The 18,944-nt window shown below is 64.8% G+C and carries 20 protein-coding genes; 13 read left to right on the forward strand and 7 right to left on the reverse strand.

Features of this window, described 5'->3' with window-relative positions; translation table 11 throughout:
• Nucleotides 1-21: 21 nt before the first annotated feature.
• Entirely contained in the window at nucleotides 22-159 is a 138-nt protein-coding gene (locus ACIPZ5_RS03150; protein ID WP_400806598.1) for a DUF2256 domain-containing protein, read from the forward strand.
• 91 nt (nucleotides 160-250) lie between these two features.
• Here ACIPZ5_RS03150 and ACIPZ5_RS03155 read toward each other — a convergent pair whose 3' ends face one another.
• The gene (locus tag ACIPZ5_RS03155; RefSeq protein WP_054887296.1) at nucleotides 251-499 is read right to left on the reverse strand and encodes a CsbD family protein; all 249 of its coding nucleotides are present in this window, start codon (nucleotides 497-499) and stop codon (nucleotides 251-253) included.
• A 190-nt stretch (nucleotides 500-689) separates the two neighbouring features.
• Between ACIPZ5_RS03155 and ACIPZ5_RS03160 the strand changes: the two genes are divergently transcribed.
• Entirely contained in the window at nucleotides 690-1,370 is a 681-nt protein-coding gene (locus ACIPZ5_RS03160) for a dihydrofolate reductase family protein (protein WP_400806600.1), read from the forward strand.
• Between the two features lie 38 nt (nucleotides 1,371-1,408).
• A complete protein-coding gene (locus ACIPZ5_RS03165; RefSeq protein ID WP_261940464.1) occupies nucleotides 1,409-2,080 on the forward strand; it encodes a TetR/AcrR family transcriptional regulator in 672 nt (223 codons plus the stop codon).
• Nucleotides 2,081-2,086: 6 nt separating this feature from the next.
• On the opposite strand, the gene ACIPZ5_RS03170 is transcribed toward ACIPZ5_RS03165, so the two are convergent.
• Nucleotides 2,087-3,094: a GlxA family transcriptional regulator gene (locus ACIPZ5_RS03170; protein WP_261940463.1), complete on the reverse strand. Its 1,008-nt coding sequence runs from the start codon at nucleotides 3,092-3,094 to the stop codon at nucleotides 2,087-2,089.
• Between the two features lie 139 nt (nucleotides 3,095-3,233).
• Between ACIPZ5_RS03170 and ACIPZ5_RS03175 the strand changes: the two genes are divergently transcribed.
• Nucleotides 3,234-3,704 carry an FAD/FMN-containing dehydrogenase gene (locus ACIPZ5_RS03175; protein WP_343595264.1) on the forward strand — a complete coding sequence of 157 codons (471 nt, stop codon included), beginning with the start codon at nucleotides 3,234-3,236 and terminating at the stop codon, nucleotides 3,702-3,704.
• A 56-nt stretch (nucleotides 3,705-3,760) separates the two neighbouring features.
• Here the strand turns inward: ACIPZ5_RS03175 and ACIPZ5_RS03180 are convergent, their stop codons facing one another.
• Nucleotides 3,761-4,579, reverse strand: coding sequence for an HDOD domain-containing protein (locus ACIPZ5_RS03180; protein ID WP_343595266.1), 819 nt, complete (start codon nucleotides 4,577-4,579; stop codon nucleotides 3,761-3,763).
• A gap of 251 nt (nucleotides 4,580-4,830) precedes the next feature.
• Between ACIPZ5_RS03180 and ACIPZ5_RS03185 the strand changes: the two genes are divergently transcribed.
• Nucleotides 4,831-5,043 (forward strand): PLDc N-terminal domain-containing protein, encoded by a 213-nt coding sequence (locus ACIPZ5_RS03185; protein ID WP_343595268.1) that lies wholly within the window; start codon nucleotides 4,831-4,833, stop codon nucleotides 5,041-5,043.
• Between the two features lie 41 nt (nucleotides 5,044-5,084).
• Here ACIPZ5_RS03185 and ACIPZ5_RS03190 read toward each other — a convergent pair whose 3' ends face one another.
• Nucleotides 5,085-5,411, reverse strand: coding sequence for a hypothetical protein (locus tag ACIPZ5_RS03190; protein ID WP_261940459.1), 327 nt, complete (start codon nucleotides 5,409-5,411; stop codon nucleotides 5,085-5,087).
• 202 nt (nucleotides 5,412-5,613) lie between these two features.
• Here ACIPZ5_RS03190 and ACIPZ5_RS03195 point away from each other — a divergent pair, with 202 nt between their 5' ends.
• From ACIPZ5_RS03195 to ACIPZ5_RS03205, 3 genes are all read left to right on the forward strand, one after another.
• Nucleotides 5,614-6,021, forward strand: a complete 408-nt coding sequence (locus ACIPZ5_RS03195) for a RidA family protein (protein ID WP_400806603.1) — start codon at nucleotides 5,614-5,616, stop codon at nucleotides 6,019-6,021.
• 156 nt (nucleotides 6,022-6,177) lie between these two features.
• The gene (locus ACIPZ5_RS03200; RefSeq protein WP_343595272.1) at nucleotides 6,178-6,672 is read left to right on the forward strand and encodes a GNAT family N-acetyltransferase; all 495 of its coding nucleotides are present in this window, start codon (nucleotides 6,178-6,180) and stop codon (nucleotides 6,670-6,672) included.
• Nucleotides 6,673-6,811: 139 nt separating this feature from the next.
• Nucleotides 6,812-8,902 (forward strand): EAL domain-containing protein, encoded by a 2,091-nt coding sequence (locus ACIPZ5_RS03205; protein WP_400806605.1) that lies wholly within the window; start codon nucleotides 6,812-6,814, stop codon nucleotides 8,900-8,902.
• A gap of 133 nt (nucleotides 8,903-9,035) precedes the next feature.
• Here ACIPZ5_RS03205 and ACIPZ5_RS03210 read toward each other — a convergent pair whose 3' ends face one another.
• Entirely contained in the window at nucleotides 9,036-9,860 is an 825-nt protein-coding gene (locus ACIPZ5_RS03210) for an aldo/keto reductase (protein WP_400806608.1), read from the reverse strand.
• 225 nt (nucleotides 9,861-10,085) lie between these two features.
• Between ACIPZ5_RS03210 and ACIPZ5_RS03215 the strand changes: the two genes are divergently transcribed.
• The gene (locus tag ACIPZ5_RS03215; RefSeq protein ID WP_313712327.1) at nucleotides 10,086-10,964 is read left to right on the forward strand and encodes a DMT family transporter; all 879 of its coding nucleotides are present in this window, start codon (nucleotides 10,086-10,088) and stop codon (nucleotides 10,962-10,964) included.
• An 83-nt stretch (nucleotides 10,965-11,047) separates the two neighbouring features.
• Here ACIPZ5_RS03215 and ACIPZ5_RS03220 read toward each other — a convergent pair whose 3' ends face one another.
• Entirely contained in the window at nucleotides 11,048-11,578 is a 531-nt protein-coding gene (locus tag ACIPZ5_RS03220; RefSeq protein ID WP_400806611.1) for a GNAT family N-acetyltransferase, read from the reverse strand.
• A gap of 109 nt (nucleotides 11,579-11,687) precedes the next feature.
• On the opposite strand from ACIPZ5_RS03220, the gene ACIPZ5_RS03225 reads away from it, so the two are divergent.
• A complete protein-coding gene (locus ACIPZ5_RS03225) occupies nucleotides 11,688-12,311 on the forward strand; it encodes a glutathione S-transferase family protein (RefSeq protein ID WP_400806614.1) in 624 nt (207 codons plus the stop codon).
• Nucleotides 12,312-12,434: 123 nt separating this feature from the next.
• Here ACIPZ5_RS03225 and ACIPZ5_RS03230 read toward each other — a convergent pair whose 3' ends face one another.
• Entirely contained in the window at nucleotides 12,435-14,522 is a 2,088-nt protein-coding gene (locus ACIPZ5_RS03230; protein WP_400806616.1) for a TonB-dependent receptor family protein, read from the reverse strand.
• 490 nt (nucleotides 14,523-15,012) lie between these two features.
• On the opposite strand from ACIPZ5_RS03230, the gene ACIPZ5_RS03235 reads away from it, so the two are divergent.
• Genes ACIPZ5_RS03235 through ACIPZ5_RS03245 form a run of 3 tightly spaced genes read left to right on the forward strand, consistent with a single transcriptional unit; the run spans nucleotide 15,013 to nucleotide 18,941 of the window.
• On the forward strand, nucleotides 15,013-16,746 hold the full coding sequence (locus tag ACIPZ5_RS03235) for an ABC transporter substrate-binding protein (RefSeq protein ID WP_400806619.1): 1,734 nt from the start codon (nucleotides 15,013-15,015) through the stop codon (nucleotides 16,744-16,746).
• Nucleotides 16,743-17,675: an ABC transporter permease gene (locus tag ACIPZ5_RS03240; protein WP_343595286.1), complete on the forward strand. Its 933-nt coding sequence runs from the start codon at nucleotides 16,743-16,745 to the stop codon at nucleotides 17,673-17,675. The genes ACIPZ5_RS03235 and ACIPZ5_RS03240 overlap by 4 nt, the downstream gene beginning before the upstream one ends.
• A gap of 21 nt (nucleotides 17,676-17,696) precedes the next feature.
• The gene (locus ACIPZ5_RS03245) at nucleotides 17,697-18,941 is read left to right on the forward strand and encodes an acyl-CoA dehydrogenase family protein (RefSeq protein WP_400806620.1); all 1,245 of its coding nucleotides are present in this window, start codon (nucleotides 17,697-17,699) and stop codon (nucleotides 18,939-18,941) included.
• Nucleotides 18,942-18,944: the final 3 nt, after the last annotated feature.

Below are 18,944 nucleotides of genomic sequence, written 5' to 3' on the forward strand. Positions count from 1 at the left end.
CCCGCGGATAGGCGCAAGCCGTTGCCGAGCAAGGTCTGCTCCGCCTGTGGCCTGCCGTTCAGCTGGCGCAAGCGTTGGGCGCGATGCTGGGACCAGGTGCGCTACTGTTGCGAACGCTGCCGCCGATCAGCGAAACGGCAGCCCAGCCGCGCCTGCTAATGCCCATGAGCCCGGGCCGCCAGATGGTGCTCGGTCTCATGGGCGCCGCAAGCCTTTCTATGTCTGATGGCCGAACGCTTTGCGCTGCAAATCAGCGCCGCAACAGTCGACTGACAACCAGCGCAAGCCCTGCTGCCACAGCCAGCGCCGTCAGCGGCTTCTCCCTTACAAATGTGGAAACGTTATCCAGTGCATCACCATAGCTTTTGGTGAGCTGGCCCGATGCCTGGCGCGCATTTCCCTCCGCTTCCAGGGCCGGATCTTCCAGCCACTTGCCGGCTGCGCTCTGCGCCTTGCCGGCCACCTTTTCTGCAACACCTTCGATCTGTTCACGTTTCATTGATCAAACCTTCCTGTGAATGGCATTGGGCTTATCGCACAGGGTTAGGGGGCAGCAACGGTGGCTTAGTTCCAACGGCGCAACGGCAGGGTTGGCATTCATGCTCCGCCGGGGACCACATCCTGGTCATCTACACTTGTGTGGCTCTTCTGTTCAGTGGGCGTGAACCATCCGCAGCGAGAGGCAGTTCATGAGCAAAGTATTCGTCAACATCGGCCTGAGCCTTGACGGCTATATGGCCCCGGAAGGCATGGACATCGCGCACTGGGAAAACCCCGGCTACAAGCAGTGGGGCGCCAGGTGGGGTGAGCTGATGGGCTGGATCCTCAAGCAGCAGTACTTTCGCGAGAACCTAATGTTCGCCTCGGGCGGCGAGACAGGACCGGTCAACGACATGCTCCGCCACACCCTGGAGCGCACCGGCGCGGCCATCATGGGCAAGCGCATGTTCGACCAGGGCGAGCGCAGCTGGCCAGAGCAAGCACCTTTCCATTGCCTGGTGTACGTGCTCACCCACGAAAAGCGCGAACCTTGGGTGCGGCCGGGCGGCACGACGTTCCACTTCTGCAACGATGGGCCAGTGCAAGCCCTCCAGAAGGCCAGGGCGGTTGCAGGTGGGCGCGACATTCGCATTTCGGGTGGCGCGGACGTGATACAGCAGTACCTGCGCATGGATGCCATCGACGAACTGGAAATCGCCTTGGCCCCGGTGCTTTTGGGCAGTGGCAGACGCCTCTTCGAAAACCTGCAGGAGCCGGTGGCGAAGTTCCGGATCGACAAGGTATTGCATACCCCAGACGCCACACACCTGCGCTACCTGCGAGCCTTCGACCAACAGCCCGCTTCCCTGCATCCCCCCACTCACGGATAATCCCTCTCCAATTCCAATAATCACCCCCGTGAGCCCCCATGACCGACCCCGTAGCCCCCCTCAGCCCGCCTGAACCCTCGGCTACGCGCCAACCGCGCAAGAACAACCCCGAGAAAACCCGCGAGGACATCCTCCAGGCTGCCATCAACGAGTTCGTCCAGCAGGGCCTGGCCGGCGCGCGCGTGGACGCCATCGCCGAACGCACGGCCACTTCCAAGCGCATGATCTACTACTACTTCGGCAGCAAGGAGCAGCTGTACGTCGAGTGCCTGGTCAAGCTCTATGGCGACATCCGCAAGACCGAGCAGAGCCTGGACCTGGAGAAGCTGCCGGCCGAGCAGGCGATCCGCCGGCTGGCCGAGTTCACCTTCGACCACCACGACCGCAACGTCGATTTCGTGCGCATGGTCTGCACCGAGAACATCCACTACGGCGAATACGTCAAGAAGTCCCCGGCCATCCGCGAGATGAGCAGCCTCGTGCTGCAGGCATTGGGCAGCACCCTGGAGCGTGGCGTGCAGGAGGGCGTGTTCCGCCCAGGCATCGAGGTCATCGACCTGCACATGCTGATGAGTTCGTTCTGTTTCTACCGGGTGTCCAACCGCCACACCTTCGGCGACATCTTCCAGATCGACCTGGGTGAAGAGCAGGTCAAGCAGCGCCACCGGCAGATGATCTGCGACGTGGTGCTCAACTACATCCGCGCATGAACCCGCTTACTCGCCCAGCCGTTGTTCACGTGACGGTGGGTAGCCGAAGTAGGCGGCGTAGCACTTGCTGAAGTGCGACACCGAGACAAAGCCGCAGGCCACTGCCACTTCCATCACCGACAGGTCGGAGTACTGCAGCAGGCGGCGGCTCTTGGTGATGCGCAGTTCCATGTAGTAGCGCCGCGGCGAGGTGCCGAGCTGGGCCTGGAACAGGCGGTCGATCTGCCGGCGCGAGCGGCCGCTGTAGGCAGCCAGCTGGTCGAGGCTGAGGGTCTCCTCGAGGTTGTTTTCCATCAGCTCGACGATGGTGCGCAGGTGCAGGCTCATGGACTTTTTCGCCCCGGGGCCGACCTGGCGGTAGCGGGCACCAGAGAACGACAGGATTTCCTCCACGCCCTCGGCCAGGCCGTCGCCGTACAGGCGGCGCACCAGGCCGAGCATCAGCTCCATGGCGCCGTTGGGGCTGGCGGCGCTGAGGCGGTCGCGGTCGAGGGTGAAACTGGCCGGGGTGATGCGGGTTTGCGGGCTGCGCTCGGACAGGCTGGCGCGCTGTTCGGGGTGGATGCTGCAGCCATAGTCATTGAGCACGCCAGCACGGCCGAGGAACCAGGCACCGTTCCACAGCCCGCCCAGGGCCATGCCATGGGCGGCACAGTCGTCCAGCAGGCGGTCGAGCTCGGGGTATTTCAGCGGCGTGCGCAGGCCGCCGCAGACGATCAGCAGGTCGAGTTCCTTGAGTTCGTTGGCGGACAGCTCGCTGGCGACCAGTTCCAGGCCCAGGTCGCTCAGCACCCGGTCACCCTTGAGCGACAGCGGGGTGAAGCGGAAGCTGTCGGCGCGCAGCAGGTTGGCGGTGACCAGCACGTCCATGGCCACGGTGAAGCTGGCCATCGAGAAGTGCTCGAGCAGGATGAAGTCGACGCGGTAGGGGGCTTCGGGGCTGCCGGCGCTGGCCTTGAGCCGCAGCATGTTGCTGGTGCTGGTCTTCTTGCTGAACTGGCGTGGTGTGGGCACTCTGGACTCCGCTTCCTGGCTGGCCGGCAGAGTGTGGCGGGAGCGTGCGGGAAAGACAATCGCCGGCGGGCCTGTGTCGTATTGCAGGTCGTGTTGAGGCAAGTGGGCTATGCTGGCGCCTCTGTTCTGGAGAGCCTCGATGAGATACGCCATTGCATTACTGATCGGTTTGCTGCCATTGCTGGCCAGTGCTCTGGAGACCGGCGAGCGGTTGGCGCCGTGGACGCTGCTTGACCAGTACGACCAGCCTTACAGCCTGAATGCCGATACCCACATTCTGCTGGTGGCGCGCGACATGGATGGCGCCAAGCTGGTCAAGGCCGCCCTTGCCGATACGCCCAAGGGCTATCTGGAGGCGCGCGATGCGGTGTTCGTCGCCGATATCCAGCGGATGCCGGCGCTGGTCAGCAAGCTGTTCGCCATACCGGCGATGCGCGATTACAGCTACCGGGTGATGCTCGACCGCGAAGGCCGTGTTGCCAGCCGCTATCCGGGGCAGGCAGGGCAGGTGTTGTGGCTGCAGGTGAACGATGGGGTGTTGGTGAGCCAACAGGCATTTGCCGATGCCCAGGCGTTGAAAGTTGCCTTGGCGCACGTGCCGGGCCGTTGAGTTGACCTGCAGCGGCCTGTTCGCGGCGTCGAACCGCCGCGAACAGGCCCGTGCAGTCAGGCCAGGTAGTCGGTGAAGGCCTTGTCCTGCTCCAGCAGGAACGGCAGCTTTTCAAACAGCAAGTCAAGGTCGACCTCCTCGAACAGCGGGCCGCCCAGGGCATCGCGTGCTTCGTCGGTCGGCCCACCATGCTGCTCCAGCGCATCGAACACCTCCATCGCCTGGGCGATGACCCTTGCATAGGGCTGGCCATCGGGCGCCAGGTGTGGTTGCGCCTGGTAACGGATGGCCGCCTGCAAGGTCTGCGGCAGGTTCCAGCGCTTGGCAAGCTCGGCGCCGACTTCCGGGTAGCCGAAGCCCAGTTGCTGGGTTTCGCTGGCAGCGCGGCCGGTGGTGCCACTGGCCCCTTTGATGCGTGCGGCGTATTCCGGCGCGCCGGTCTGGATCAACAGCTCGCCGATGTCGTGCATGACCCCGCAGGTGAATGCCACTTCACCGTCAAGCCCGGCCTGGCGGGCCAGCAGGCGGCTGATGCTGGCAACCTGGAAGCTACGCCCCCAGAACACCTTGAGGTTGAAGCCAGGCGCCGACTTGAAAGCCCCGGTCACGGCCGACGCCAGCACCAGCGTGCGCAGCACGTTGAAGCCCAGGCGCATCGCCGCATCCTCGATGCTGGCGGACTCACGGGCACCCTTGAAGCGCGCCGAGTTGGCCAGGCGCAACACCTTGGCGGCGATCACCGGGTCGCGCTCGATGCTGCGCGCGACCTTCTCGAGGCTTTCGTGGGGGTTGTCGAATTGCTGGACCAGCTCCAGGGCCACCTGGGGAATGCTGGGGAGGGTGTGCAACTGCGCAAACAGCGTATTGATATCCATGGCAAGACGCTCTTCGTCCGGTGGGACTTTAAACGATAGGCAAGATTTCGCCGTCTGCATGCCGCTGGTCCGGCTTATGCACGATGTCGTAGGCCACTGGGGTGATCGGTTTGCGCAATAGCTACCGCCTGTATGACGAGGACGCGGTATTCGTCAACGCGGTATCCCAAGCCCTGCACCGATAGCAAATCCGAATGAACCCTCACCGCTGGCAGCAACCCAACCCCTTACATGCCAACGGGAGAGTGCTTATGGAAATCGGAACGATCTGGATCATGGTCGCGGCCTTGGTCATCCTGCTGGAGATCTTCGCCATCTGGCACATCATCGGTAGCGAACGGCGTGCAGAGCGCAAGATGCTGTGGATCGTGTTCGTGGTCTATGCGCCGTTCCCGGGGTTGCTGTTCTGGGCCTGGCGCGGGCCGCGGGCGGTGAAGGGCAGGGCGGTGCTGCAGGAAAAATGACGGCGGCGGTATCAGGCGCGGGGCGCCTGATACCGGGTGCCTCAGTCGGGGGTAATGCCGATCTTGATGGCCGGGTCAAGGCCGCTGACCATCAGGCTGCCGGCAAAGCTGACCGTGTTCTCCACCTCCAGTGCCTTGAACTGGGCACGGATGAGGGTACGCATCGACTTGCCGGCTTCTCGGCGTTTTTCATCAGCCGTACCTGGAGACAGGACCAGCTCACCGTGTAGCGTGGTTTCGACTTTGCCGACGGTCTTCCAGCCCATCTTTTCACGCAGGTGGGCACGCGCTACAGCGGCGTCACCTTCGTGTTCATTGTTCACAGGGCTGATGGTGTAGGCGAGTTGAAACGCGTAGGGCTTGCTCATGGCTTTTCCTTCAGTGAAGCGGCGCTGCGCCGCGGCTCTGGCCTCCGTGCCGGGAACTGCAATCTAGCGAACTGCGCGGCGCAATCCTACATACGCGGTGTTGAGCTTCTGTACAGTAATAAAGAAATTTCCTACGGCATCTTGACCTCTACCTAACTCGAGCCAACAGACTCGGACGCTCATTCACACGAAGGAGCGTTCCATGACCCGCGCATTTCAACTGTCCAATCCACAAGGCCTGTACGACCCCAGTGCCAATGCCTATTCCCACGTGGCCGAGGTCAGCGCCGGCAGCCGGCTGCTGTTTATCGCCGGGCAGGGCGGGGAGGATGCCGCTGGGCAGCTTTCCCCCGAATTCGCTGAACAGGCCCGCCAGGCGTTGGCCAATCTGCAGACTGCACTGGCCTCGAAGGGGGCAGAGTTGGCACAGGTGTTCAAGCTGACGTTGCTCATTGTCGATCACAGCGAGGCGCGGTTGGCGCAATGGGTGGCCGAGGCGGATCGGGCTTGGGGAGGGTGCATGAAACCGACGTGCACGCTGATACCGGTGCCGCGCCTGGCGCTGGATGGCATGCTGGTGGAGATCGAGGCTGTGGCGGCAGTGGCATAAGCCTGTGACGGCCAATTCGCCGGTAAACCCGCTCCCACAGGTACTGTGCAGAACTTAGCCCAATGACGAACCTGTGGGAGCGGGTTTACCCGCGAATTGGCCGTCACAGGTAAAACAAAAGCCTTAGAATGGCCTTTTCCCTGAGCCCTCCGCGCCATGCCGCCCATCGAACTGCTGCCCACCACCCCCGACCAGGCCGAACTGATCCGTAACCTCTATCAGTTCTACGCCTATGAGTCCTCCGACTGGGAGCAGGAGGATGTCGAGGTGGACGGCCGTTTCTACATCCACGAAGAGCACCTGCAGCGCTACTGGCAGTCCCCGGGCTGGAGCGCCAGCCTGGTGCTGGTGGACGGTTTCATCGCCGGTTTCGTGCTGGTCGAGCGCAGCGAGTTACCCGGCATCGAGGCGCTGGAACTGGCCGACCTGTTCATCCTCAAGCGCTATCGGCGCCAGGGCATCGGCCGCGCGGTGGCCAACCAGTTGCTCTCCAGCCCCGGCGACTGGCTGCTGCGGTGCTACGCCCTGGACCCGATTGCAGTGGCATTCTGCAAGGCCGTGGTGGCTCAGTTGCAACGGCCGGTGCAGCAGATTTTCCCCGACGACGAGCCGGACCTGCTCACCTACCAGGTGTCTTCCGTCCTCCACTGACGGCGGGCTGATGCGGCAAAATTATGTGACCCACTTCACAAAATCGACTCGCAAGGCATAATGCCAGCACGGCTTTTCAAGACCCGGCCCCTCTGGCCCGGGGCTCCTTTCGTGCACGTCGCAGGTTCAGGTAAATTTCATGTCGCTAGTCTCAAGCCCCGACATCATGTACCGGCTGTTGATCCAGAGCGTGGTGGACTATGCCATCTACCTGCTCACCCCTGACGGTATTGTCGCCAACTGGAACCCCGGCGCCCAGCGGGCCAAAGGCTACCGCGCCGAAGAAATCGTCGGTCAGCATTACTCGCTGTTCTACAGCGAAACCGAGCGCGCCGCCGGCTTGCCGCAGCAGAACCTGGAGCAGGCCCGTAGCACCGGCCGCTTTGAAGAGATCGGTGCGCGCTTGCGCAAGGACGGCACGGCCTTTCACGCCCATGTGGTGATCGAGGCGGTTCGTGACGATAACGGCCAGCTGGTCGGCTTCGCCAAGGTGACCCGCGACATTTCCGAACGTCGCCAGCAGGAGCTGGAGCTGCTGCAGGCCAAGGAGCTGGCCGAGCAATACAGCCAGGAAATGGCCAACCTGTCGCAGTTCCTCGACTCGGTGATCGCCAACATCCCCGCCAGCGTCATCGTCCAGGACCTTGAAAGCCAGCGCATTCTGCTCGCCAACCAGCAAGCCGAGCGCCTGTTCGGTGGCGGTGGCAAGCCGATGATCGGCCACACGCCCGGTGAGTGCCTGGCGCCGGCCGCGGCGGACTACCTGGAAACCCAGCTCAGCCGCGGTGCACGCAGCAGCAAAGGCTTTGCCGCCGAAACCCGGGTCGATACCGCCTGTGGCCCGCGCACCCTGCGCAGCCGCGCCTTGCTCAGCCAGAAATGCGAGGGCCAGGCCGATTACGTGCTGTTCGTCGCCGAAGACGCCACCGAAGAGCTGGCCGCCCACGCGCAGATCCACCACATGGCCCACCACGACGCGCTCACCGGGCTGCCCAACCGCACCTTGTTCCATGAGCGCCTCAAGCAGGCCCTGGTGCGCGGCCAGGAGAACGAAAAGCTCACCGCTGCGCTGTGCCTGGACCTGGACAACTTCAAGAACATCAACGACTCCCTCGGCCATGCCTTCGGTGACAAGCTGCTGCGCGCGCTGGGCAAGCGCCTGCGCCGCGAGCTGCGCGAGCACGACACCCTGGCCCGGCTGGGCGGTGACGAATTCGCCGTGGTGCTGACTCACCTGGACAGCCGCGAAGCCGCCTGCAGCACCGCCAAGCGTCTGATCGAGGCGATCTGCCCGCCGTTCCAGATCGAGGGCCACCAGTTCTCGGTGGGTGTCAGCATCGGTATCGCCATTGCCCCCGAGGATAACGACCAGGCCGAACAACTGCTCGGTTACGCCGACATGGCCTTGTACGAGGCCAAGCGCAACGGCCGCAACCGCTACGAATGCTTCCACCTCGAACTGGATGTCGCCGCCCGCCAGCGCCGCCTGGTGGAAACCGACCTGCGCACCGCCCTGCACCTGGGGCAGTTGCACCTGCACTACCAGCCGGTGGTGGATCAGCAGACCAGCAGCGTGACCGGCTACGAAGCGCTGCTGCGCTGGGAGCACCCGACCCGGGGCATGGTCATGCCCATGGACTTCATCCCCATCGCCGAGGAAACCGGGCTGATCCACGAACTTGGCACCCGGGCACTGAACCTGGCCTGCCAGGAGGCGGCCAGCTGGGGGACCGAGCAGACCGTGTCGGTGAACCTGTCGCCGGTGCAGTTCAAGAACGCCAACCTGGTGCACACCGTGACCCTGGCCCTGGCCGACTCGGGGCTGGCGCCGCAGCGCCTGGAGCTGGAGATCACCGAGTCGGTGCTGCTGGGCAATAGCGAGGAAAACGTGCGTACCCTGCGCGCGCTGAAGGACCTGGGCGTGTCGATTTCGCTGGATGACTTCGGCACCGGTTATTCGTCGCTGGGGTATCTGCGTTCGTTCCCGTTCGACCGGATCAAGATCGACAAGTCGTTCGTGCATGACATGTGCGACAGCCGCGAGGCGATGTCGATCATTCGCGCGATTACCGAGCTGTCCAACAGCCTGATGATCAAGACCACGGCCGAAGGGGTGGAGTCGGAGGAACAGATGCAGCGGCTGCGGGCGGAAGGGTGTTCGCACTTCCAGGGCTACCTGTATGGGCGCCCGGCGCCAGCCAGCGAGCGGTTGAAGCAGGTCTCTGTGTAGTCGTTCGTGGGCCTTGGGGGGGTGCTTTGCAGCCCTTCGCGGGCACGCCCGCTCCCACAGGGGCACCACGGTCTGTAAGGCTTGTGCAGTACTTGTGGGAGCGGGCTTGCCCGCGAAGGGGCCGCAACAGGACTCAGCTATTCCAGTCCGGCGCAAAGTCCGGGCTGACCACCCGCTGATTCTTCGGCAACCCGGCAATCAGTGCCCGGTCGGCATCATCCAGCCGCACCTGCAGCGCCGCCAGGTTGGCCAGCTGGTTCTCCCGGCTGCTGGCCTTGGGAATCACCGCCACGCCATCCTGGTCCAGCAACCACTTCAACGCCACCTGGCTCGGCAGCACGCCATGCTTGCGCGCGATCTCGCGGATCACCGCCTGCTCCGCCGCACGGCCACGGGCCAGCGGGGTATAGGCGGTCAGCAGCAGGTCATGTTGGCGGGCGTAGTCGAGCAGCGGTTGCTGGTTGAGCAACACGTGGTATTCGACCTGGATCGCCGACAGCGGCGCGCCCAGCTCCTCGACCACCTTGCGCAGCAGGCCGAGCGGGAAATTGGCCACGCCGATGCTGCGCGCCTTGCCTTCATCGCGCAGGGCCACCAGGGTTTCGATGCTGCGGGCCAGGTCCCAGTCCTTGCCGGGCCAGTGAATGTGGAACAGGTCGACCTGCTCGGTGCCCAGCGCGCGCAGGCTGTCTTCCAGCGACTGGCGCATGGCTTTTGGCTCCAGGCGGTCCCACCAGACCTTGGTGGTCAGGTGGATCTGCTCGCGCGGCACGCTGCTGTCGCGCAGGGCCTGGCCGACGGCAGCCTCATTGTTGTAGGCGGTGGCCGTGTCGACGTGCCGGTAACCCAGCTCCAGCGCCTGGTGCACGGCACGGGTGCATTCGTCGCCAGTCATCGGCCAGGTGCCCAGGCCGATGCAGGGCAGGTCGAGGCCGTTGCGGGTGGTGAGCCGTTGCATGAAAACTCCTTGTTCGTGGTCGAGGGTCCGTCATCGATGGTGCGCGTTTTGCCGGGCACGGACCATGCAGCGGGGGTGGAAAGTGGTCGATCAGCGAACGGAATGGCATAGGTCCCATGCAAAGCGTGGAAATGATCTTCCTCAAGTCGTCGTATCTCTTCTAGAATCCGTGCTGTCGCACCTTCCCCTGGCGCAGCATGCAGCCGCGCCACCGTCGAGAACGCCATGAGTTCCAGCACACCGCTGTCCGGAGTCAACCAACCCCTGCGCGGCATCGCCCTGGTGGTGGTGGCGACGTTCCTGTTCGCCAGCCACGATGCCTTGTCCAAGTTCCTCGGTGGCCTGTACCCGATCGTCATGGTGGTGTGGGCCCGTTATGTGGTGCACACGCTGTTGATGGCCGGGATCTTCCTGCCCAAGTCGGGCCTCAATGTGCTGCGCACCCGTCGCCCGGTGCTGCAGACCTTGCGCGCGCTGAGCCTGCTGAGCACCAGCCTGCTGTTCACCACCGGCCTGCAGTACCTGCCGCTGGCCGAGGCGACCTCGGTCAACTTCCTCGCGCCGGTGCTGGTCACTGCGCTGTCGGCGCCGTTGCTCAAGGAGCGGGTGACAGCTGGGCAGTGGGTGGCGGTGGTACTGGGCTTCATCGGTGTGCTGGTGGTGGTGCACCCCGGTGGCGCGATGTTCACACCGGCCATCCTGTACCCGTTCGGTTCGGCGCTGGGCTTCTGCTTCTACCAGTTGCTCACGCGCATCCTGGCAGCTTACGACAGCCCGACCACCAGCAACTTCTACGCCGGGCTGTGCAACACCTTGGTGATGAGTGCGCTGGTGCCGTTCTTCTGGGAAGTACCGCGCTGGGACCATGCGCTGCTGATGCTGGCCCTGGGCGGATTCGGCATGAGTGCGCACCTGCTGCTGACCCAGGCCTTCCGCCATGCCGCGCCCGCGCTGCTGGCACCGTTCAGCTACTGCCAGATCGTGTTTGCCGGGTTGCTGGGGCTGCTGATCTATGGACAGGTGCCCGACAGCGCGAGCTTGCTGGGCATTGCCATCATCTGCCTGAGTGGCCTGGGCGCAGCCTGGATGCAGCGCAAGAAGTGAATGGCATCTGCCTGGCTTGAACGTGCTGGCGCTGCCTGACGGCGTAACGCTCTATCCCTTGTCGTTCGCTTATGTAGTCGGGCTCAGCTGCGTCCAGCGGGGTTGCGGCGGTACAGCGGCCGTGGGGTACTTGGGTCGATTTCGGTCAGCAGGCTGCCGGCCGCCACGAACCCGGCACGTTCGGCCAGGCGCTGGCTGGCGTGGTTGTCGATGTCGGTGGTCAGCCACACCGGGGCATCCACGGCATCCAGCAGGCAGGTCAGCGCTTCGCGCATCAGGCCCTGGCCACTGCTGGCGCGGTTCGCCCAATAGCCCACTTCATACTCGTCATTGCCAGGGCGCAGGCCGATGCAGCCGATCACCTCGCCGCTGTCTGCGGCCAGCACGAAATAGCGCTTTTCCTTGGCCGGGTCGAGGAATTCCTCGGCGCTCAGTTGCAGGCTGTCGCGCACTTCATTCAAGGTCCAGTCAGGCTTGGCCCAGGCCAGGAATGGTTGGTGCAGGGGGTAGCTGTCGATCAGGGCCTGTTGCAGCTGCTGGGCAAAGGCCGGCGCAGGGCGGACCAGCAACGTGCGCGGGGTGGACAAGGTACGGGGCAACGTGGGGTAGGGCATTGCGGGCCTTCCTGGCGGGTTGATCGGCGCATCTAAGCATACTTTTGTGTAGTCTGTGTTAGCCCCGCGTGGGCCTGTCGATCATTCAAAGGAAACTGAAGGTCACCTCATGTCCGAATACACGCTGCATTGCTTCGCTGAATCCGGCAACGCCTACAAGGCTGCGCTGATGCTCGAACTCACTGGCCAGGACTGGCAACCGGTGTTCGTCGATTTCTTCAACGGCCAGACCCGCGACCCGCAATGGCGAAACGAGGTCAACGAGCAGGGTGAAGTGCCGGTGCTGGAGCACGCTGGGCAGCGGCTGACTCAGTCGGCGCTGATTCTCGAATACCTTGCCGAGCGCACCGGCCAGTTCGGCCCGCGCGACGACAACGAGAAGCGCGAGATCTGGCGCTGGATGCTGTTCGACAACCACAAGTTCACCAGCTATTACGCGGCGCTGCGCTTCCTGCTGTGCCTGAAGCAGACGGCCGAGACCGAAGTCACCGGCTTCCTGCGCGAGCGCGCCACGGCGGCGTACCGGGTTGTCGACGCGCACCTGGCGAAGACGCCGTTCATGGTCGGCGAGCGGCTGACCATCGCCGACCTGTCGCTGGCGGGGTATGTGTTCATGCCAGAGGATACCGGCATCGTGCTGACCGAGTTCAGCCATATCGAGGCGTGGAAACAGCGGATCCAGGCATTGCCGGGGTGGAAGCATCCCTATGATCTGATGCCTCGGAAGGCGTAAGCCAGTACCAGCCTCTTCGCGGGTCAAGCCCGCTCCCACAGGTACATCACAGCATTGAATACTGTGGTCATCCTGTGGGAGCGGGCTTGCCCCGCGAAGAGGCCGGCCCTGCAAAAGCAGCTATCAGTACCTCACCTCAACCCCCACATAAGCCCCGATCCCGTCACCCGGCCAGAACGATGCGGTATCCAGCCCGCGCGCGTTGTACACCGGTGTCACCGCCGTCACGTACGCCTTGTTCGCCAGGTTCTTCAGGTCCAGCGAGACCTTCCAGTTGCCCTTCGGCGCCTCATACCCCAGGTTCGCCCCCCAGATCGTGTACGACGGCGCATATAGGCTGTTGGCGTAGTCCACCGCCGTGCGCGACGCTGACTGGACATTGACCCCGGTGTACCAGCCGCTGTGGTCCTGGTACTGCAACTCGCCCTGGTAGATGTGCTTGGGCACGCCCGGCAGCTGGTTGTCGCCGAAGGTGTCGTCATGCCGGTAGTAGAAATCGTTGTAGGTATACGACTGGCGCCAGCGCACCAGGTCGCCCTGGGGGTTGTCCCACAGGCGCGTGTTGAGCCCGGCCTCGACGCCCTGGTGAATGGTCGGTGAGGCGTTGAATGCACCGGTCACCGCCGCCGAGGTAGAGGTGGCAGGGATGATCTGCACGTTCAGCAGCTCGTCGTGGATCCATGAGCGGTACAGCGCCAGGCTGCCGTCGAAGATGCCGTGCGAACCCTTGATGCCGACCTCGAAGGTGTTGGCCTTCTGTTCCACCAGCGGGCGGATGTACGGCAGTGTCGGACCGGAGCCGGAGTATTCCCATGAGGCGGGCGGGTCGATGCTGCGGCTGAAGTTGGTGAACACCTGCAGTTCGGGGCTGATCTCGTAGCGCAGGCCGATACGCGGGGCGACGCTCCAGTTGTCGTAGTCGACATGCTGCGGGAAGGTGGTGGTGTTGGGGTTCACCGCGTAGTCGATGTTGACTTTGCGCCGCACGTTGATGAACGACACGCCACTGGTGAGCCACAGGTTGTCGACCAGGTTGATGTCGTTGCCCAGGGCGATCACCCGGTCGAAAGAATCCTTGTAGTTGACCTGCTTGAGCGACACCTTGTTGCCGTTGGCCGAATTCACCCCACCGCGCAGGTGCTGGGTCGAGGTGAAGGCGATGTTGCTGCGGCTCTCGTGGCCGAACAGGTAGTCGACGCGGTCATAGCCCAGCAGCAGGCCGAGGTCGTGCCAGTCCCAGTAGCTGGGGTTGCTCGGGCTGCGCGGGCTGTTGGTGTGGCGGTAGTCGTGGTACGACAGGCCGAAGGTCAGCCGCGCATCGTCGTCGAAGGTGTAGGTGGTCTTGCTGCCGACCCAGATGCTGCCTGGGCGGCGCGCACCAGCGCCGCTGCTTTCGGCGGTGGCGCTGGCCCGGCGCGGGTGGTGCAGGGCATTGTCGAGGGTAGTGGCGCTGGGGTCGTTGTGGGTTTCGTCGCGGTAGCGCAGCAACAGGCGGGTTTCCAGCTTCGGGTTGAAGCGGTAGCCGGCGTTGGCGACGATGCCGGAGCTTTTCGACAGGCTGTAGTCGCGGTAACCGTCGTTGCGGTAGTTGTCGGCTTGCAGGTAGTAGTCCAGGCCGCCCTCGACGCCGCCGTAGCTGATGCTCTGTTTCTGGTAGTGGTAGCTGCCGGCCTCGGCGCGCACGCGCAGGCCGGGGGCGCTGTAACCGCTGTGGTTGACGAAGTTGACCGCGCCACCGAGGGTCAGCGCGCCGTACTGGAAGGCGTTGGCGCCGCGCAGGATCTCGGTGTAGTTGACGCCGCTGGCGTTGAGGAATTCATACGGGGTGCCGCCGGGGCCGGTCAGCGGCAGGCCGTCGAAAAGGAACTTGATGCCTTCGCGGAAGTAGCCGGGCGAGGTGTTGGCGCCAGAGCCACGGATCGAGATCTTCGCCGCGTCGTTGCCGCCGGTGGACTGCACGAACACGCCGGGCTGGTAGGCCAGGGTGTCCTGCAGGGTGGCGGTGCGGCCTTTGGCGACCTCTTCGCTGTCGACCACGCTGGTGCCGCCGGGCACTTCGGCGAGGGCGCTGGCGGCCTGTTGCACTTCAGTCTGCTTGGCGGCCTGTACGGTCACCGTGCCCAGGGTCGGGTCAGCGGCCAGTACCGTGACCGGGGCCAGCAGGGCCGTGGCCACGGTCAGGCGCAGTGGATTGAGTTGAATGGCACGCATCGTTGTATTCCTTGAAAGTCATCTTGGGTCCTCGGCGTTCTATGGGAATAGTCAGGCCTGTCGAAACCGGTAAGAGCAGTTTCTGTGCCAGCTGGCAAAAGCCCGGAACTTGCTGTGATTGCGGAAGTTTCAGTGTGAAGTGCTGAACGAAATAGCGAGTTTTGTTGAACACCTGTCGCTGTTTGAACAGTGCATGCTCAACTTTCTTAAAGCTGGCCGATCCCTGTGGGAGCCGCGCTTGCCGGCGATGGGCCGCGAAGCGGACCCGGCAATTTATGCAACAACCTTGAAACCCTGGGGCCGCTTCGCGGCCCATCGCCGGCAAGCGCGGCTCCCACAGGGTTGAGTGTTGTCAGCCCAACAGGGGTGGAACAGTTTGTATGATTATTCAGTCCGCGGCTTTTAAGTAACTTCAATAAAAGCGAGGTTTTAGGGCTGGCACGACAACTGCAACAGCGTTTTATGTAGTCGTCTATATAAAGAGCCCGCTGTGCAGCCAAATGTCCGATTATTCAATTCATGCCTGTTGGCCAGTGCGCTGTTAGTTACCGCCTGTTCACCCGCCACGCCGCCACCGGCCCAGGGCACCCTCAAGGGCGAAGCGGTCAGCGAAGTGAACGGCGTGATGCGCTACCCGGCCAGCGACTTCGTCGAGCAGCAGGCCGGCCAGCGTGGCGGCACCTTGCGCGTGTCGGCAGCGACCGACGCCGGCAGCTTCGATATCCACGCGTTGTCCAACGGCAACATGCAGTGGATGGGCCGCATCCTCTTCGACTGCCTGGTCTACCAGGCCGAAGACGGCAGCCTCACGCCGTGGCTGGCGAAAAGCTGGGAGATCAGCGCTGACGGCCTGACCTACACCTTCCACCTGCGTGACGACGTCACCTTCAGCGATGGCGAGCGCTTCGACGCCGAGGCGGTGCGGGTCAACCTCGAACACATGCGCGACCCGAAGACCAAGTCGCCACTGGCCGCTGCCTACATCGCGCCGTACCTGCAGGGCAGGGTGGTCGATGCATTCACCTTCGAGGCCACCTTGCGCGCACCCTATGCGCCGTTTCTCGATGTGCTGTCGCAAGCCTGGCTGGGGATGATCTCGCCACGGCAAATCATCGAGGCGCCCGCGACCATCGCCAGCCAGCCGATCGGCACCGGGCCGTTCGTGCTGACCGACTGGGTGCGTGACCAGCGCGCCAGTTTCACCCGCCGCCCGGGCTACGGCTGGGCACCGCCGGTGATCAACCACCCAGGCGAGGCCTACCTCGACGGCATCGAGTTGAGCTACGTGCCCGAAGCGATGATCCGCTACACCTCGCTGGAAGCAGGCGACAACGACATGGCCCTGGACGCCCCGGCGCAGAACGCCACGGCGATCCGCGCCAACCCGCAGCTGACCCTGCGCAACCGCATCCGCAAGGGCAACCCGGCGCGCAGCATCACGTTCAACGTCGAGCGCGTGCCGTTCGATGACGTGCGGGTGCGCCAAGCCGTGGCCAAGGCCATCGACCGCGACGGCCTGGCGTGGATCTCCGGCTTCGGCGAGTACCTGGCGAAGGGTGACTTTCTCGCCGTGAACACCCCCGGCTACGACCCGGTGGCGCGCGATGCGCTGGCCTTCGACCCGGCTGAAGCGGCGCGCCTGCTCCATGCCGCCGGCTGGACCGGGCGAGATGCCCAGGGCTATCGCACCCGCAACGGCCAGCGTCTTGGGGCAACCTTGCTGACCTACGACAACCCGGCGTTCCCGGCCAATGTCTCGGTCGCGGCCCAGGCCGACCTGCGCAAGGTCGGCTTCGACCTGCGCATCGAGCTGCTGCCGATCAGCAAGGTCATGGAGCTGCGCTACCTCGGCCATTTCGATGCCCTCGGCGGCGGCTATTGGCACACCAACACTGCCGACGGCCTGTACATCCTCTATCACAGCCAGTCGATCCCCAGCGCCCGGATGATCGGCCAGAACGTCGGCCACTTCCGTGACAGCCACCTCGACCAGCTGCTCGGCGAAGCCCGGCGCAGCACTGACCCGGCGCAGCGCCGCGCCCTGTATCGCCAGGCCCAGCAGCGCCTGGGCCAGACCGTGCCGGCCGTGCCGTCGGTGGAAAGCCAGATGCTCCTGGCCTACCGCAACGCGGTCGGCGGCGTGCTGTTCGACGGCTCGCACAACGTTCCCTTGTTCACCAGCGTGTGGCTGGACCCTCGAGCATCGCAAAAGGAGCAACCATGAACGTGCTGGCGACCTTGCTGCGCCGCCTGCGAGACGGCGTGATCGTGCTGTGGGCCGCGGCCAGCCTGACCTTCCTCGGCATGCAGCACAGCGGCGGCGACACCGCGCTGGCGATTCTTGGCGGCCCGGATGCCATGCCGAGCGCAGCGATGCTGGCCCAGGTGCGCGCCGAGTACGGCCTCGATCAACCCCTGTGGGTGCAGTACGGCCAGTACCTGCTGCGTCTGGCCCAGGGCGAGTTGGGCGAGTCGTACCGGCTGCGCATTCCGGTCGGCCAGGCGATTGCCGAGCAGGCCGGCGCGACCCTGGCCCTGGCCAGCAGCGCGGCCGTGCTGGCCGTGCTGCTGGCGCTGGCCTCGGCACTGCTCACCGCCAACCGTGGGCGGCGCCTGCGGGCGCTGGTGTCGGGCATCGAACTGGTGCTGTCATCGGCGCCCAACTTCGTGATCGGGACCGTGCTGCTGCTGGCCTTCGCCTTCTACTTCCATGTACTGCCGCCGTCCGGTTCGAGCGGCTGGCGCTCGCTGGTGCTGCCGAGCCTGGCCCTGGCGCTGCCAATCGCGGCGGTGCTGGCCCAGGTGCTGCGCCAGGCGCTGGAGCAGGTGCTGGAGCAACCCTTCATCACCCAGGCCCGCGCCCGCGGCATGGGTGACACCGCCGTGCGCTTGCGCCATGCCCTGCGCCACGCCCTGGTGCCGCTGGTGACCTTGGCCGGCTACGTGTTCGCCAGCCTGCTCGGCGGCGCCGTGGTGCTTGAACTGCTGTTTGGTCGGCAAGGCATCGGCCGCCTGATGCTCGACGCCACAGCCACCAAGGATGTGCCGCTGGTGCTCGGCGTGACCCTGCTGGCTGCGGCCATCTATGTGCTGGTCAACCTGCTGGTGGACCTGGCGACCCATGCCATCGACCCGCGCACCGCGCGCCCCTGAATTCACGAGAAAGGAACCGTCATGAGTCAAACCCTGATTACCGACGCCGAACTGGATGAGCGCTTTGCGCCGATCTACGCACGCATCGCCGAAGGCGCGGTGGCCCGCGAGCAGCAGCGCACCCTGGCCCATGAGCCGGTGGCCTGGTTGCGCGAAGCAGGCCTTGGCGCCCTGCGCGTGCCGCGTAGCCACGGAGGCCTTGGCGCGAGCTTGCCGCAGCTGCTGCGGCAACTGGTGCGCCTGGGCCAGGCCGATTCCAACCTGCCACAGATCTTCCGCGCCCACTTCGGCTTTGTCGAAGGGCGTTTGTCGTCCAACGACGCGGCTTCCCAGGACTACTGGTTCGCCCGCGTGGTGGCCGGTGAGCTGTGGGGCGCGGCCATGGCCGAGCGCACCGACAGCACCGGCAATACCGTGCAGCTGAGCGAGGGCGAGGGCGGTTTGCGCCTGGACGGTGAAAAGTACTACTGCACCGGCACCCTCTACGCCGACTGGGTCGCGGCGGTGGCCAACCAGGGTGACGACTTCGTCAGCCTGGCCGTGCCGACCCGTGCGCCGGGCGTGGAGCGGGTCGATGACTGGGATGGCTTTGGCCAGCGCCTGACCGGCAGCGGCACCACGCGTTTCACCCAGGTGAAGGTGCAGCCGGAGCACCTGCTGCGCCGCTTCGCCAAGGGCGAGTTGCGCGCCGAATCCTACCTCACCGCGTTCTACCAGGCCGTGCACCTGGCGACGCTGGCCGGCATCAGCCGCGCGGTGCTGGCCGATGCCGTGGCTTTCGTCCAGGGCCGCACCCGCGCCTTCGGCGTGCCGGGGCAGTCGCAGCCGGCCGCCGACCCGCTGGTGCAGGCGGTGATCGGTCGGCTGTCGAGCCTGGCCTTCGCCGCCGAGGCGCAGGTCAGCGCCGTGGGTCAGAGCCTGCAGGCAGTGTTTGAAGCCGGGCAGCAGGGTGAGGTACCCGAGCAGCTGTATACGGACGCCGAAATCCACGCCTTCCAGGCCCAGCAGATTGTCCTGCCGCAAGTGCTGCAGGCCAGCACCTTGCTGTTCGAAGTCGGCGGCGCCTCGGCCACCAGCAACACCCGGCGCCTCGACCGCCACTGGCGCAACGCGCGCACCTTGGCTTCGCACAACCCGGCGATCTACCGCGAGCAGGCGCTGGGTGATTACTACCTGAATGGCATCAGCCCGGCCCAGGCCTGGCGCGCCCGCCACGCTGCCGCCAGCCAAGGCCAGGGCAGCGGCGACGAAGCCAGCGCGGTCTGAACA

Source organism: Pseudomonas sp. NPDC089428 (genome assembly GCF_044749325.1).
GTDB lineage: Bacteria > Pseudomonadota > Gammaproteobacteria > Pseudomonadales > Pseudomonadaceae > Aquipseudomonas.